At 47.7% G+C, this 16,286-nt stretch carries 9 protein-coding genes; 6 read left to right on the plus strand and 3 right to left on the minus strand.

The window, feature by feature from the left end; translation table 11 throughout:
• The first annotated feature begins 58 nt into the window (after window positions 1-58).
• Window positions 59-1,351 (plus strand): glycosyltransferase, encoded by a 1,293-nt coding sequence (locus ACAW87_RS19050; protein WP_370725232.1) that lies wholly within the window; start codon window positions 59-61, stop codon window positions 1,349-1,351.
• A complete protein-coding gene (locus ACAW87_RS19055; protein WP_370725233.1) occupies window positions 1,314-2,447 on the plus strand; it encodes a glycosyltransferase family 4 protein in 1,134 nt (377 codons plus the stop codon). Before ACAW87_RS19050 ends, ACAW87_RS19055 begins: the two co-directional genes overlap by 38 nt.
• On the opposite strand, the gene ACAW87_RS19060 is transcribed toward ACAW87_RS19055, so the two are convergent.
• Together ACAW87_RS19060 and ACAW87_RS19065 are read right to left on the minus strand one after the other, a co-directional pair.
• Window positions 2,413-5,805 (minus strand): PAS domain S-box protein, encoded by a 3,393-nt coding sequence (locus tag ACAW87_RS19060; RefSeq protein ID WP_370725234.1) that lies wholly within the window; start codon window positions 5,803-5,805, stop codon window positions 2,413-2,415. The two genes, ACAW87_RS19055 and ACAW87_RS19060, sit on opposite strands and share 35 nt — an antisense overlap.
• Complete coding sequence (locus tag ACAW87_RS19065; RefSeq protein ID WP_370725235.1) at window positions 5,792-6,931, minus strand: FIST signal transduction protein; 1,140 nt, start codon at window positions 6,929-6,931, stop codon at window positions 5,792-5,794. The genes ACAW87_RS19060 and ACAW87_RS19065 overlap by 14 nt, the downstream gene beginning before the upstream one ends.
• Window positions 6,932-7,371: 440 nt before the next feature.
• On the opposite strand from ACAW87_RS19065, the gene ACAW87_RS19070 reads away from it, so the two are divergent.
• From ACAW87_RS19070 to ACAW87_RS19085, 4 genes are all read left to right on the plus strand, one after another.
• Complete coding sequence (locus ACAW87_RS19070) at window positions 7,372-8,580, plus strand: DUF1972 domain-containing protein (protein ID WP_370725236.1); 1,209 nt, start codon at window positions 7,372-7,374, stop codon at window positions 8,578-8,580.
• 16 nt (window positions 8,581-8,596) lie between these two features.
• A complete protein-coding gene (locus tag ACAW87_RS19075; protein ID WP_370725237.1) occupies window positions 8,597-9,688 on the plus strand; it encodes a glycosyltransferase family 4 protein in 1,092 nt (363 codons plus the stop codon).
• 341 nt (window positions 9,689-10,029) lie between these two features.
• Complete coding sequence (locus ACAW87_RS19080) at window positions 10,030-11,394, plus strand: sigma-54-dependent transcriptional regulator (protein WP_370725238.1); 1,365 nt, start codon at window positions 10,030-10,032, stop codon at window positions 11,392-11,394.
• A gap of 17 nt (window positions 11,395-11,411) precedes the next feature.
• Entirely contained in the window at window positions 11,412-13,904 is a 2,493-nt protein-coding gene (locus ACAW87_RS19085) for a hybrid sensor histidine kinase/response regulator (protein WP_370725239.1), read from the plus strand.
• A gap of 42 nt (window positions 13,905-13,946) precedes the next feature.
• Here the strand turns inward: ACAW87_RS19085 and ACAW87_RS19090 are convergent, their stop codons facing one another.
• The gene (locus ACAW87_RS19090) at window positions 13,947-16,214 is read right to left on the minus strand and encodes a PAS domain-containing sensor histidine kinase (protein ID WP_370725240.1); all 2,268 of its coding nucleotides are present in this window, start codon (window positions 16,212-16,214) and stop codon (window positions 13,947-13,949) included.
• Between the last annotated feature and the right edge of the window lie 72 nt (window positions 16,215-16,286).

Consider the following 16,286-nt stretch of genomic DNA (forward strand, 5'->3'; position numbering starts at 1 on the left):
TCGCTAAAATCGCTTTTTATGATCAACTAATGCATCATTTCTACCCGAAATCAATCCGTTGAAAACAATCCTTGCTACTGCTTATGCCGTGAATCCTTACAAGGGATCTGAAGACGGAATGGGCTGGAATTTTATTCTCGAAATAGCCCGTCATCAGCGCGTTATTGCCGTAACCCGGCCTAACAATCAACCAGCCATTGATCGCTACTGGAACGAGCATCCTGAACTGGATGAACTTCGGCAACGTACCCAGTTTCTGTATTTCGACTGGCCCTATTGGCTTCGTTTCTGGAAAAAAGGCCCGTTGTTGTCCATGATTTATTACTACGGATGGCAACTGACGCTGGCCTTCTGGCTGAAACGCAAACGACTAACGGTTGATCTGGTTCATAACGTTAATTTCCACAACGACTGGACGCCTACCTTTCTCTGGCTGTTGGGCAAGCCACTGGTGTGGGGGCCAGTAGGGCATCACCCGGCCATACCCGATCAGGCTATTGAGGAGTTCGGCTGGAAAGCGAGATGTCAGGATCGTGCTTTATGGCTGCTGAAACAGGCCTTCTGGAAACTGGATCCGTTTTTAGCGCTCAGTAAGTGGCAGGCGGCGCACATTCTCTGTATGAATCAGGCCGCCGCCGACGTGCTCCGGCTATCGCCCCGGGAGTATAGCATCGTGCCGTCGGTAGCATCGGTACCAGTCAATCCGAAACGGACCAATCATGGCTATTTTCGGGTGCTGTCGGTTGGCCGGTTTGTGGCGCTGAAAGGCTTTACGAGTACGGTACGGGCGTTTGCTCAATTTTATCAAGGACTTAACCCCGACGAGCAGCAGCGTACCCGGCTAACGCTGGTGGGCAGCGGCCCTGCCGAGGCGATGATTCGGCAACTGGTTCAGGAGCAGGGTATCGGGCATTGTACGGATATCATCAACTGGCTTCCTAAAACTGAAGTTGCCGCCTGTTATCAATCGGCATCGGTCTTTTTGTTCCCGTCGCACGAAGGGGCGGGTATGGTTGTGGCCGAGGCAATGAGCTACGGCCTGCCCGTAGTTTGTTGGGATAATGAAGGGCCGGGTCGGTTTGTCAATCCACAGTCGGCGTTGCGAATCAGTCAGCGTAACCTGAAGAGGGGCGAGGCGCAAATGGCTACCCGGCTAGAGGCCTTGTTTCATTCACCTGGTTTTTACAAACGTGAAAGCCAACTGGCTCATCAGCAATTCAATTCAACCTTCACCTGGTCGGTACGGGGGCAACAGCTTCGGCAGGTTTACGACCGTATTTTATCATCCAATTCAGTAGTAGTTAACTCATTTTATGACGTCGAAACGACTTATAGCGGTTCACCTGCTTAACGACTGGAGCGGGAGTCCCCTTGTTTTCCGGCAGGCGCTCGAAGCCCTTCATCAGGCTGGGTACGTTGTCACGCTATTCACGGCAACGTCCGAAGGTGGTGGCTTTCTCAGCAACATCGACGGTGTAACAACCCGATCGCTTCGCTACAAATGGCATCCCGCCAAATTGGTGACGCTAGTCAACTACCTGCTGGTTCAACTCAGTTTGTTTGGGAAACTAATGGTTCTACTTCGATCAACCGATACGGTTTACATTAATACGTTGCTTCCGTTTGGTGCGGCGTTGGCGGGCTGGGTACGTGGTTGCCGGGTAGTGTATCACGTGCACGAGGTAAGTATAAAGCCCCGGCCGTTGAAGATATGGCTACGTGCGGTAGCTAACCAAACGGCGAGTGAAGCCCTGTTTGTATCGCGCTATACGGCGGAGCAAACTCAATTGAAACAACCTAAAAACCGACTGATATACAACTCGTTGCCTGATTTGTTTATGGAGCGGGCCAGTGAAATTCATACGCCCAATATGTTCTCACCATTCACTGTGCTGATGGTATGTTCCAACAAAGCGTATAAAGGCACGTATGAGTTTGTAGAGGCTGCCCGGCAACTGCCAAGTCTACAGTTTCGGCTCGTGATGAACACAAATCAAGCCGACGTAGACGCCTTTGTTGAGCAATACGAACCGCCCCAAAATTGCACTGTTTTTCCAGCCCAAACCGACACTATTCCATTCTACCAACAGGCCCATGTAGTGGTCAACTTATCGCATCGAAATGCCTGGGTCGAAACTTTCGGGCTTACCATTCTCGAAGGTATGGCTTGCGGACGACCCGTGCTTGTTCCGCCCGTTGGCGGCGTTCGCGAACTGATTGATGATGGGGAAGAAGGATTCGTTGTCGATGCGCTGGCACCACAGGCTGTTGTAAGCGTTCTTCAACGATTATCGTCAGATATTAGTCTGTATATGCGCGTGGCGAAAGCTGCCAGGCATCGTGCAGATTCCTTTTCAGGATACGCATTCCGGCAGCAAATCGTTGAGGTTTTCAGTGGCAAAGCTGACCGGGCTACGCCTGTTGTTGAACCGTTCGTAACTCGTTGACTACGGCCGTAATGACGGTATCCAACTGGGCTATCAGTAATTCCAGTTCCTTGTTTGTCAGGGTATTACCGGCTTCTTTTTCGATCGTTCTGATGGCCTCTTTGAGCGAAAGAATGCCCATGTTATCGATCGAAGGTTTAATGCGGTGAGCTGTTTTTCTCACTTTCTCGAAATCTCCGGCCATATGAGCGTCCTTGATCTCTTGTACGGCAGCCGGGCCGTACTCGATAAACAGGCTGGTCATTTTTGTTACAAACACTTCATCGCCCTTGGCCATGCGCCGGAGCGCCGATAGATCGAACAGGGGAGTAGCCCGAATGTCCAGATTCTGGACTGGCGTTTCGGTTTTAGCTAACCACTTGGTAATCACCGCCACCAGCTGACTTTCTTCAAATGGTTTAGACAGATAATCGCTCATGCCAGCTGATATGAACTTCTCACTGTCGCCTTTAACGGCAAAAGCAGTTAAGGCAATGACCGGCAACTGATTACTGAGTTTTGCCCGAATCTGTTTGGTGGCTTCTACACCATCCATGACCGGCATTTGAACGTCCATCAACACAATATCGAACGTGGCTTGCCGAAGTTTATCAATGGCCTCCTGCCCGTTGTTTGCTTCTTCGATTACGGCACCATAATTCTGCAGTATCGTCGAGGCTACCAACCGATTCATTTCATTATCGTCGGCAACCAGAATTCGCTTTTTGGCGATTAAATCTGTATTTATATAATGCGTTTCCTTGACCGGCAAACTTTCCTGAGCACCCTTTAAAAACGGAATGGTAAAAGAAACTGACGTACCTACGCCTTTCTTGCTTTGCACCTCCATAGTACCCCCCATCAACTCAACCAGATTTTTGCAGATGCTCAGCCCAAGTCCGGTGCCCCCAAAGCGCCGACTAATCGACGCATCTTCCTGCATGAATTTTTGAAGAATTGTTTTGGAAAAAGCGTCATCCATGCCAATTCCCGTATCGCTTACGGTGGCTTTAATAATCTGACTTGTGTCAGTATCGCTGATCACTTTGCAACGAATATCGATGCCCCCCTTCTCCGTGAATTTTATGGCATTCGAGATTAAATTGAGCAATATCTGATTCAGGCGATACGGATCGCCAATGAGAACAGACGATAAGGCGCTGTCGCAGAACGAATTGGTAAACGCCAGGCCTTTCTCTTCTGCTTTGTGCATCATTACCTGCATAGCCCGGCCTACCACTACTTTGGGCTCGAAACCAATACTCTCCAGCGTGAGTTTCCCGGCTTCAATCTTTGATAGATCGAGAATGTCATTGACAATAATCAGTAAATTATCGGTTGCAGATTGTATGGTGCTTAGATAAAACTTTTGATCGGTAGTGAGGGGTGTTTTAGTTAACTGATTGGCCATTCCCATGATGGCATTCATTGGAGTACGTATTTCATGGCTCATATTGGCCAGAAATAGTTCTTTTACCCGAGTCGATTCTTCGGCTACCTCTTTGGCATAGGTTAACTCAATTTCTAGCTGTTTTTGCCGCGTAATATCAATATGGGTACCAATTATTTTGAGCGGATTTCCTTCGTCGTCTTTTTCAAGCACAACGCCTCTGTCAAGTACCCAATGAATGCTTTCATCCTGATGAATCATGCGGTATTCATGATGGTGCTGATCAATCAGTTTCGCTTTGTATTGAAAATCATTGAGTTCCAGTATTTTTCGATCGTCGGGGTGAACCCTGCTCCACCACAAATCGGCAACATTTGTAAATTTCTCAAGCTGGTAGCCCAATATACTACTGCTGGGATTTGAGAAATAGGTTTTCCCGGTTCTAAAGTCGTGTTCCCAATAATTGTCACCTACGTTGGTTAACGCCATTCTTAGCTGTTCCTCGTAGGCTTTCAGCTTCAGTTGGGCTCCTTTTTCGGCCGAAATATCTTCAACCATCGAGAAATAGTGCGTAATAGCTCCCCGTTTATCCGTAACAGGTTGGCCGTTTGTTCGGGCCCAAAACCAGGTGTTGTCTTTCCGGTAATGAATGCCTTCAATGTCAAACGCTTGTCCTTTCTCAAAGGCATTAAGCATTACTTTCAGACTGTCGCGGTCAGAGAAAGGGCCTTTGCACAGTTCAATAGGGGTTTTGCCGATAACTTCTGCGTTGGTATAGCGGGTCAGGTTGCAAAAACCTTCGTTCGACCAGAAGATTTTTCCATCCAGATTGACAAACACAATGCCGTTTTTGTTAGCACTCGCTACTAATGACAGTCGCTCTAGTTCAGCTTCGTTTCGCTTACGTTCGGAAATGTCTCTGATAAACGAGCAAAAAAATTCATCATTGCCCTGTTTAACGGGTATAATGTACATTTCAATAGGGAATAGTTTACCCTCCCGATTAAGGGCTGGTAATTCCATTTGCTTCCCCATTGCCGGGCCATGTCCGGTCTCGTTATAATGCTTCATGCCCTCATCATGGGCAGCCCGGTGTATCGGAGGGATAATGAGATCGGCTAATTTTTTGCCAATAACTTCCGCTGCTTTCCAGCCAAAAACATGTTCCGATTGCGGATTCCAGAATGTAATTAAACCGGCTTTGTCAATCGTAATGATTGCATCTAAAGCCGCATTCATAATCAGCCGGTTTTTTAATTCGCTCTGTTCAATGGCATCCTGGCTTTTTTTGCGCTCGGTTATATCGGTATAACTCCATAGATGCCCTTTATATTTATCGTCGATAAAAATTGGAATATAATCCCGTTGAAATATTTTTCCGTCAACGAGTTCAAGAATTTCACCCGTAATGAGTTTTTTTTCGAAAAGAATCTTATTGATTCTCCCTGAAAAATAATCTGATTGTTTAAAGAGATGTTTCGTTTGCTCAGCCGTATTGGTGCAATCTACACCTTTGAGCGAATCAGGAGGGGCGGGAATACTGAAAAGATCACAAAAAACCTGATTTGTAAACGCAATTTTTCGATCTTCATCTTCCAGTAGTACACCACTCTGCATATTGGCTATAAGCGACGTAAATACTTCCTCAGCATTCTTGCGCTTATTTACCTGCTGATGCAATAATCGGGCAATAGCCAGCAGATCATCAGAATCGGTCGGAGTGTCGATGCCGGAAATAGCGCTTGTGGCATCTTTTAATTTTTCAATAGACTGCTTTTTTACGTAAATCTCCTGTTTAAGCTTATGGTGTAATTGTAGGTATTCTTCTTCGCTGATGGTGAATGCCCGTTCTGCCAGCTCTCTATCTCTATCAAGAGCCCTATACGACTCACTGACCACACCCAGAAATTTATTCATTCTGGGATTTTCCAGAAATTCTTCCGGAAAATACTTGGCAATTTGTTTCGTCAGTAGCTTATGGTAGTTCATAAAAAGAAGTAATAGTCATAGTCTGATTATGTAACTGACAACTGCCGCCATCATAAAAAGGAGAAATTTCGCCGTTGGCGTAAAAGCCGGCTACTGGAACGCTACTGCCCAGGGTATCGCTTACTGCTTCCACCTCTTCGTCGATACGTGGACCGTATATGAGTTTGCGACCAACACAACTTACCAATAAGGCCAAATCTGGTTTCCGATTGTTGGCAAAGCAGGTTTGTTGAGCGGCTTTGGCAGCGGCGGCCGTAAGCTTATCGAAATTGGCTTTCATGAACCGCACTTTAGACCCCGCCGGTACATCACCGGCAAAAGTCATGCTCTTTTTCTGTTCGTCGATCGATAAAATAGTACGAACTACGGGTTGCTCGGCACCTGGACTTGTAACCGACAAAGGAAACAGGAGCGCAGAGCCTGGCAAATGTTGGGCATCGGGCCCCAGGTATTTTTTATAAATCGACAGCGCGTTCTGATCATCAATTTCGTACAGAATATTTCGCTCTGATTTGGTTATTTCTTTCTCCAGACCAAACATATCCCATCCGCCTTTCGACCCGTGGGTAACTACCAGTTTTCTACTGTAAAAGCCAATAGCTACAATGTTGCCCTCAGTTGGTTGTTTATTCAGCCCAACCAGTGTCGCCGTAAAATTGGCTGCATCGCCGGCGAGGCCTCCTGTGATCAGTACGTTTTTGGCTCCCGCCGTCAGCCCTTTCACCAGTTCACTCCCGTTGACCAGACAGCCATCAGACAGCACCATCATATAGGCCAGGTCATCGGCCAGTAATGAACCGGAAAGGTGTTCGGCAGCGTGATAACTGTCGTTGAAATCGGCAATATTGACCGATGCCGTTTTAACACGGGTATTACTGAAGGTTATGGCAATGGCTACCAACGTGTTATCATGTACGGTATCCTGATAAATTTCACCCGCTGTGCTGCATAAGGCTATTTCTGCATTGGGGAATTTCGCCTGAACGAGGCCGAACATCGATTCAACTTCCAGAATCTCCTTGGCACCGAAGCACAGCACCAACTGGGCATCTTTATCATCTAATGCCTGGCTAACCGCGTGCCTCGACCAATTATTTTCTGAATACTGTACAACTGATACGACCATTTAAGTAGAGCGAGGCAAAAAGTATAGACTGAACGATAAACACCATAAAAAATCGTACCAGTATTGCGATCGCTATTTAATTGTTTAGTTATTAGCTAGTTATCGTGGTTTCTATAAATGAGATTTTTCCATATTTTGGAATATGAGTCTCTAATTTGGAATGATCAACACTTGTTCAACGTACCAGATCTTGGATACTAGAGGCTGGATGCTGGATAAATAAAAACGGGATTGGCTAGCTTTTTTTAGCCAACATCCAGCCTCTAGTATCCAACGTCTAGTAACGAGACACCAACTAATATTGACGTTGTAAAAAGTGGAATAATTTTCCAGAATTCGGAATTTACTTTTTCTGAAAACGTCGATTTGAGCGAAATAGAGGGCATTTTTCAGTTTGGCACGGCTTAAGCATACTAGCTAGTACATAACTAATTAGTAGCATGAATAAGACAAGCGTAGCCATTATCGGTACTGTTGGCATACCGGCTAAATATGGCGGTTTTGAAACATTGGCCGAGCACCTGGTCGAGCATTTGGGTAATGAGTTAGACCTGTCGGTGTATTGTACCACGAAGAAATACGGGCAGGCCGAGCGGCAAACACACTATAAACAAGCCCGGCTCATCTATCTGCCGTTCGACGCCAACGGCATTCAAAGTATCATTTACGATTGTGTTAGTATTATACATGCTCTGTTCTATGCCGATGTGTTATTGATTCTGGGTGTAAGCGGTGGTTTCGTGTTGCCCTTTGTGCGGTGGTTTACAAATAAAAAAGTGATCATATCTATTGACGGGATTGAGTGGAAACGTCACAAATGGAGCAAACTGGCAAAGTGGTATTTGTGGGCGGCCGAATGGATGGCCGTTCGATATTCGCACGCCGATATTTCAGACAACGAATCGATTCAGAATTATACGGCCATTCGTTACAAGACACTGAGTCAGATTATCGAGTATGGGGCAGACCACACCATGGCGGTGCGCCCAACCCCGGCCGATCGAGAGCAGTATCCGGTGCTGGCAAAAGCCTATGCTTTTACGGTCTGCCGTATTGAGCCGGAAAATAACATTCACCTGGTGCTCGAAGCCTTTGCTCAATTGCCTAAGCGTACGCTGGTGATGGTGGGAAATTGGGCCAACAGCGACTATGGTGTCGATTTGTATGCTCGTTATGGTGCTTATCTAAACCTGCACCTGCTTGATCCGATCTACGATCAACGGCAGCTTGACCTGCTGCGGAGCAACTGTCTGGTTTATGTGCATGGTCATAGCGCGGGTGGCACTAATCCGTCGCTGGTAGAAGCCATGTATCTGGGATTACCCATTATGGCTTTTGATGTGAGCTACAACCGCACCACCACCGAGAATAAAGCCTTGTTCTTCAAAACAACTCACGATTTGGTGCGGCACATCGAGGACACCTCGGTTGGTGAACTGATGCAACAGGCGGCTGCGCTGAAAGCCATTGCTTATCGCCGCTACAGTTGGGCGGTCATTACCCGAAAATATGCTTTTCTGGTACAACGGGTTATGCAAACATCGAGCAAGGGTAAATTACTTTCTAAAGCGGGAGAACGTTTATCGACCGATTGGCTATTACAAGCAGAACTGGCTCATTTACAGGCCCCTATTTATTTCTACGAATAAGCTTTGACCATAACCCATGATCAATTTTACACTCTCTTCTGCAAGCCTGCTCTCTGGCTTCGCCATTGCGCTGCTTCTTTGCTGGATGCTATTGCCACTGCTGATCCGTTTGAGCCCTGCTATTGGTTTGGTTGATCGGCCAAATGATCGTAAAGTGCATCAGCAGGCTATTCCGGCCATTGGTGGCCTCACTATTGGATTGGCCGTGTTTTGTACAGCGCTGATCTATGCGCCGTTACAGATCCTGTTCCGTCAGCATATTCCGCTGGCTCTGGCATTACTGATTTTGCTGGTGACCGGCGTTGTCGACGATCGGCTGAATATGCGGGCGTCGGTTCGTTTGCTCATTCAGGTTGGCTGTGCAGTGACTGTGGCTCACTATGGCATTCGACTCACATCGTTGCATGGTTTGTTGGGCATCAATGAGTTACCGCTTGCCGTTCAATACGGGATAACAGTGCTGATTCTCACCGGAATGGCCAATGCCTTTAATCTGATCGATGGTATCGACGGGTTGGCCGGTAGTTTGGCGTTCATTAATATGACACTCTTTACGGTGCTTGCCTTGGTGCTGGGGCAACGTACCTGGCTGGCTTTGCTGCTACCACTAATGGGAGCGTTACTTGCCTTTCTGAAATACAACTGGCGACCGGCACGGCTCTTTATGGGCGATGGCGGTTCGGTGGTACTTGGCTTTCTGATTGCCGTACTAGGTATCGTGTTTGTTGAAGAGGCTTACCAGAGCAACTCAAGCTATGCACCGCAGGTAGTAGTAGTGGTCATGGCTAGTTGCATGATTCCTGTATTGGATGCGCTCCGGGTATTTAGCAGTCGTATTTTAAAGGGAGATTCCCCTTTCCTGGCCGACAAAAATCATATGCACCACTGGCTGCTGAAACACCGGCTTGCCCACTCGCAAATCACGGTCCGAATAACGGCCATTCATATTTTTTTGTTAATAGTTTCGGTGACAACTTCGTTTGGTGCAAGCATATCAATAGTATTTTTTGCTCAAGTATTATTTGTTGCTCTGTACACAGGAATTATGCAGCTTAGTTACTCGTTTCTGCAAAGCTACCGTTTGGTTAAGATGTTGGCGAATAGTTAGTTGGCTGAGGTGTGTTTCGTTTTTTTTTGAGCACCAATCAGCAATTAAAATCAGTTGCATGACTGAGTAATTAACTCATCAGTTCGGTTTTTCTCCAAAAAAGTAAACGCACAAGCAAAAAAAGTTTGTTACTTTCATGAAGTATTAGCGGTATGATATTTGCAATTTGGTAACAAATTGTAATCTGATACACGGCTGATTTACGCTACTGTACGGCAAGTTTTGTAATCCCAACAGCTGAAAAGCATGGGATTAACATAGAACTAGCCGTACAGTATACTTGTGTTTTAGTTGCCAATCAGCCTCACTGATTCTGTACAACTACTTAAGACGCTCTTTCAATGAAGGATGTAAGTATCTACCGTATTTTTATTGTTGAAGATGATCCCTGGTATGGTGAGGTACTGACGTATCAGTTGTCGCTCAACCCGGACTATGAACTTCATCGGTTTACAAACGGAAAAGATTGTCTGCACAAACTGACCAGCTGTACACCGGATCTGATCACGATCGATTATTCATTGCCCGACACCAATGGGGCCGACTTGTTCAAACGCATTCACGCGCAATTGCCCGACGTACCTGTCATTGTCATCAGCGGTCAGAAAGATGTTGAAACGGCCGTTGGTTTGCTGCAGTCGGGCGTACACGATTACTTCGTGAAAGATGACCGTACCAAAGAGTTGCTTTGGAATGCCATCATCAAGATTCGGGAAAATCAGTCGCTGAAGCAGGAAATTGAACACCTGCGCGAAGAACTGGGTCAGAAATACGACTTTAGTACCATCATCAAAGGCAACAGCCCCGCCATTCGTAAGGTATTTTCGCTGGTTGAAAAGGCCGTTCGCACCAATATAAACGTATCGGTAACGGGCGAGACTGGAACGGGAAAAGAGCTGGTTGCCAAAGCCATTCATTACCATTCAGATCGGAAAAAGAAGCCATTTGTAGCGGTAAATATGGCAGCTATTCCACTCGAATTGGCTGAAAGTGAGCTTTTTGGTCACGAAAAAGGCGCGTTTACGGGAGCCATGAACCGGAAAATTGGTCGGTTTGAAGAAGCCAATAAAGGCACCCTTTTTCTGGATGAAATTGCCGAGCTGGATCTTTCGCTGCAAAGCAAGCTGCTTCGTGTGTTGCAGGAACGCGAACTGGTGAGGGTAGGGGGCAGCGAACGAATAGCGTTGGATATCCGGCTGGTGATTGCCTCGCACAAAAATTTGCTCGATGAGGTGAGGCAGGGCCGTTTCCGCGAAGATTTATACTATCGTCTGATGGGCCTTCCCATCGCTTTGCCTCCATTGCGCGACCGATCGACCGATATCATGATTCTGGCGCGGCACTTTCTAGATGACTTTTGCCAGGAAAATCGCCTGCCTATGCTGGCTATTTCACCGTTGGCGACCGACAAACTACTGCGGTACAGTTTTCCGGGTAATGTGCGGGAACTGAAGTCAGTGATGCAGTTATCGGCGGTGATGTGCGATGGCAACGAGATCAGGCAGGATGATGTGTTGCTGGCCTCGGAATCGGAAGAATTATCGATGCACGGCGAAGAGAAAACCCTGCGCGATTACACCATTCAGGTAATCAAATCATACTTGAGGAAATACGATAATAACGTGGTATTGGTGGCCGAGAAACTCGATGTTGGCAAATCGACGATCTACAAAATGATTCAGAATAACGAGCTTTCGTTGGCCTGAACCCGTCTGCAACCCGTATGAAAGAAGTGTCTACCGCTACGGCCGAACAAGCTTCGCTGACCGCGTTGCTGATTCAGGAAAACGAACGTCTTCGCCACGAGAAGCAACAGCTTGAGGCAGTTGTACTGCAACAGCAGACAGCCCTTGCCGAGAGTGAACGACGCTGGAAATCGGTGCTGGAGGCCGACGCTGATATGGTACAGCAACGGCAGGTACATGAGGTTTTGCGTACCAATGCCTACCGGTTATCGAACCTGATTGCCAGCCTTCAGGAAGGTATTTTATTGGAAGATGAACACCGTACCATTGTGCTGGTGAATCAGCTCTTTTGCGATTTATTTGCCATACCTGCCACGCCCGTTCAGATGAAAGGTATGAACTGTCTGGGCATGGCCGAACAGAGCAAAGGTTTTTTCAAACACCCGGATCAGTTTGTGGCGCGGGTTGATCAACTGTTGGCCGACCAGAAACTGGTGACGGGCGAAGAGCTGGAACTGGCCGACGGACGTATTTTCGAGCGCGACTACGTACCTATTTTCATGGACGATGTGTACGCGGGTCATCTCTGGAAATACTCGGACATTACCAAGCGGAAAATTGCCGAAAACGCCTCGGTTCGGCTGAAGGAAAAGTATCAGCGGATCATTGAAAACATGAATCTGGGCCTGATTGAGGTCGACTTGGAGGAGCGGATCGTGTACACCAATCACAGTTTCTGTGCCATGAGCGGCTACGAGCCCGACGATCTGCTTGGCCGGGTAGCTACTGAAATCCTGCTTAAAGGCCAGAATATTGACTTCATGCGCGACAAGAACGAGAGTCGGCTGAGGGGGAGCATGGATACGTATGAAGTAGCCATAAAAAACAAGCGCGGCGAGGCCATGTGGTGGCTTGTCAGTGGGGCACCGCTCTATTCCGAGACCGGCGAAGTGATCGGGTCAACGGGCATTCACCTCGACATTACGAACCAGAAACAGCTCGAATCGGAGTTGCGCGTTGCTAAGCAGGAAGCCGAACGATCGTCGCACGCGAAGGAGCTTTTTCTGGCCAATATGAGCCACGAGATTCGTACGCCGATGAACGCTATTTTGAGTCTTGGCCAGCAACTGACAAAAACGACCCTGACCGATCATCAGCAGTTTTTCCTGGGTATGATCAACACCGCCGCTCGTAATTTGTTGGTGATTATCAATGATATACTTGATTTCTCGAAGATAGAGGCGGGGCAATTATCGCTGGAACATATCGGCTTCAACATGACCGATCTGCTGCAGCGGGCTGTACATGTCATGTCTGAAAACGCCCGACAGAAAGACCTTCAACTCAGTATGCAGGTTGCCCCAGATCTGGCACCGGTACTGATGGGCGATCCGTACCGACTGACGCAAATTTTGCTTAATCTGCTTGGCAATTCCATCAAGTTTACCGAGAAAGGAAGCGTGCAGGTACGTTGCAATGTCCGTGCAGTTGGTAACTGTCAGCTTGTGACTCTGAGCATCAATGATACCGGCATTGGCATGGATGCCACCTTCAAAGAAAACCTGTTTTCGAAGTTTACGCAGGAAGACGCTAGCATTGGTCGACGGTATGGCGGCACTGGCCTTGGCATGAGCATCACCAAACAATTGGTTGATTTGATGGGGGGGACAATTGAGGTCGACAGCACAAAAAATAAAGGAACAACCATTAAGGTGCATCTGTCTTTTCCCGTCGGCGACGAAGAGAACAGCCCTGTAGCTACCAAACAAAGTTGCCAGGACACGGGCATTTTGGGCGGAAAACGGGTGCTTGTGGTAGAAGACAATGACATGAACCGGTTGGTGGCGACTACCATTCTGGCTTCATATGGCGTGATAGTGCTGGAAGCAGCAGATGGACTCAAAGCGCTGGAAATACTACGTACTGACCCAATTGATCTGGTGCTGATGGATGTGCAGATGCCGATTATGGATGGGTTGGAAGCCACCCGTATCATCAGGCAGGAAATCAGCGATTCGATACCGATTCTGGCCTTAACCGCCAGTGCTATACGAACCGAAAAGGAAGAGTGTTACAAAGCCGGTATGAATGACTTTCTGGCCAAACCGTTTGAAGAAGAAGAACTGGTCGATAAGCTGATCAAGTGGGTAAATGCGCCCGAAACGACCGTCGAAATCGGATTTAAACCACTATACGACTTATCAAAGCTGGAAACGATAGGGCGCGGTAATCAGGCATTTGTGCAAAAAATGGTGCGCCTTTTCTGCACAGATGCACCCGATGTTGCCGCACAGCTTAAAGTTGCTTACCATACACAGGATTATGAGCGGGTAACGTACCTGGCCCATCAGGTAAAGCCCTCGATCGATAACATGGGGTTACACGCCCAGAAAGAGGTCATTCGCGAAATAGAACAGCTAGCGGTTTCTGAACCGACCTCTGTTGAGTTAGCCCTTCTCATCGATCAGTTCGAGCGTGCTGTGCTTGGCGTTGTTGAGCACTTGCGCGTTACGTACCTGACCGAAGTGTGAGCGTGCCGAGTTTCCAGGCGTCATGTTTTACCGTTGTCGGCGTCAGGCTGGTAAATACACGGTAAACGTGGAGCCCTCGCCAATTCGACCGCTGGCCTCAATCGTACCGTTGTGCTGTTCAACTACTTTTTTCACGATAGCCAGCCCAATTCCTGTACCGGGATAAGGGCTGTTACGGCTATGTAATCGTTGAAAGGCGCCGAAAATCCGGTCTTTATATCGTTCATCGAACCCAATCCCGTTATCCACAACCTGAATGGCCCAATATACGTCTGACTGTGAAGGTGTAAGCCCCGGCAGTTGTTTACCCCCAACCTGTTTGGCGCTGATCTGAATATGAGGGGGCACGTCGGGGCGGGAAAACTTGAGCGCATTTCCGATCAAATTCTGCATAAGCTGTCTCATCGTGAGTGCATTCGCCGGAAGAGTAGGTAATGAGCTTACATCGATAGTGGCTTTTTTGTCGGTTACTCGGGTTTCAAGATCGATCAACACTTCAGAAACAAGCACATTTAGGTTAAGCGGTTTGGCCACTTCCTGTTGGTTCGATAGGCGGGAGTAGGCCAGCAGATCGCGAATTAGAACGGCCATACGGTCTGCCGCACTTTGCATGCGGTGAACCAGATCTTGCCCGTTTTCGCCCAACTGCGTCCCAAACTGTTGGGCCAGTAGGTTACCAAACGATTGTATTTTTCGTAAGGGCTCCTGCAAATCGTGACTGGCTACCCCTGCAAACTGCTCCAGGCTCTGGTTCGATTCCAGTAGTTGCTGCTGTATTTTCTGCGCAGCCGTAACATCTCTAAATGTGACCACAACCTGCTCAGTTCCCTGCCTCACCGCCGATACCTCAAACCAGGCTTCCAGACCGTTTTGGTCGCGGTAGAATTGGGTAGCCTGTTCAGGTTTGCCGGTTGTGACAACGCGTTGATAAAGAGCCAAAAAACCGTATTCAGCATTTCCGGGAAAGGTAGTGAGTAGTCGTGCTCCTATTATTTCGGCTGGGGTACGTCCGGTCATGCTGTAGGTTGTCTCATTGGCCGCTTCCATCAGGAAATCAATGGGTTGGCCGGCATCGTCCCGAATGGCCCGCATGGCAATAATGCTGTTGAGCGACGACTCGAAAATGGCTGTTAATTGATCGGTTTTGCGAGACAGTTCGAGTTGCGCCCGTTTCCGGTCCGAGATATCCAGTAGGGTTAGCACAAGGCCGTCGTTCTGTCGAATGGCCGTAATGTCGAACCATGCATTTAAGCCATCTTCACGAAACTCCTGCTCCAGTTGTTGCTTCTCGCCTGTTTCCAGCACGGTGATGTATCGGTCAAAAAGCCCATTTGTCCGTTTGGCGGGGAAGAGCGCCAGCATGCGTTGTCCAATCAGTTGGTGACTCGATTGCTGCATGATTAAGCAAGCCTGGTGATTAGCTGAAATAATCTCGAAATCAACAACGTTGCTATTCGCGTCCCGAACTGATTGGTAAGAAATCACCCCCGATTGCACACCGTCGAGTACGTTTTGCAACATATTAGCGCTTTGTTGCAACTGTTGCTCGGCTTGTTTCTGATCGGTAATGTCGTTGTAGGTGACCAGTAGGCCATTATCTGTTTTCTGAATGGAGAGGTCGATCCACTTTTGAGGAATAGGGTAAAAATGGGTAGCTCTGATGGGTTGTCCGGTCTTATAAACAGCGACATAACTAGGTAGCATACCCTGCTCACGGCTCTGTGGATACAGTTCGCTAACGGTTTTGTTAAGCATTTGCTCGCGATTGTCGAAGCCAGCCAGCCGTAGCGCACCGTGATTAATCAGTATGGTTTTAAAATCAACTACCTCACCTGTTTCGTCTTCTACAGCTTCAAAAGCGGTAATGCCGCTCAGGAAAGTGTTGATCACGCCATCGAGTAGTTTATTTTGGTGAATAAGAGCTGCTTCGGCCTCTTTACGGTCGGTAATGTCGCGGAGAATCAGGAAAAAACCATCGCCCAACTGCCGAGCCTGCATCTCGAGCCAGCATTTAGCCCTTTTGAAATAAGACTCGTAAATAAAGGGCTGGTTTTGCCGAATGAGTTTGATGTATTTCTGTTCGTAAGCGCGTCCCTCCGGGAAGCGCTCAAACAGGGTTTTTTCTGTAAAGTCAGTCGCTGTGTAGCCTAGTAATGTTTGCGCTTTACTGTTATAATAGATTGTCTGATAATCAACTATAGCACCCTGCTCATCATACACAGGCTGATAGGCAACAATGCCGTTGGGCGATCCGTCGAGAATTCCTAGTAGAAGCGTAAGCGCTTCGGGTGTAGAGAGTGGGGTGATCATAATTGCGTTGAGTACGTACAGTAAAGCTGTTGAGTACAGTCCGCGAATGTAAAGAAAATCAGGTTTTTACTA

Source organism: Fibrella aquatica (genome assembly GCF_041321135.1).
Taxonomy (GTDB): domain Bacteria; phylum Bacteroidota; class Bacteroidia; order Cytophagales; family Spirosomataceae; genus Fibrella; species Fibrella aquatica.

Excerpts from the sequence above, each read along its gene's own strand:
- ACAW87_RS19055 (WP_370725233.1), top strand. The coding sequence starts at position 1,314 with ATGACGTCGAAACGACTTATAGCGGTTCACCTGCTTAACGACTGGAGC.
- ACAW87_RS19060 (WP_370725234.1), bottom strand. The coding sequence starts at position 5,805 with ATGAACTACCATAAGCTACTGACGAAACAAATTGCCAAGTATTTTCCG.
- ACAW87_RS19065 (WP_370725235.1), bottom strand. The coding sequence starts at position 6,931 with ATGGTCGTATCAGTTGTACAGTATTCAGAAAATAATTGGTCGAGGCAC.
- ACAW87_RS19070 (WP_370725236.1), top strand. The coding sequence starts at position 7,372 with ATGAATAAGACAAGCGTAGCCATTATCGGTACTGTTGGCATACCGGCT.
- ACAW87_RS19075 (WP_370725237.1), top strand. The coding sequence starts at position 8,597 with ATGATCAATTTTACACTCTCTTCTGCAAGCCTGCTCTCTGGCTTCGCC.
- ACAW87_RS19080 (WP_370725238.1), top strand. The coding sequence starts at position 10,030 with ATGAAGGATGTAAGTATCTACCGTATTTTTATTGTTGAAGATGATCCC.
- ACAW87_RS19085 (WP_370725239.1), top strand. The coding sequence starts at position 11,412 with ATGAAAGAAGTGTCTACCGCTACGGCCGAACAAGCTTCGCTGACCGCG.
- ACAW87_RS19090 (WP_370725240.1), bottom strand. The coding sequence starts at position 16,214 with ATGATCACCCCACTCTCTACACCCGAAGCGCTTACGCTTCTACTAGGA.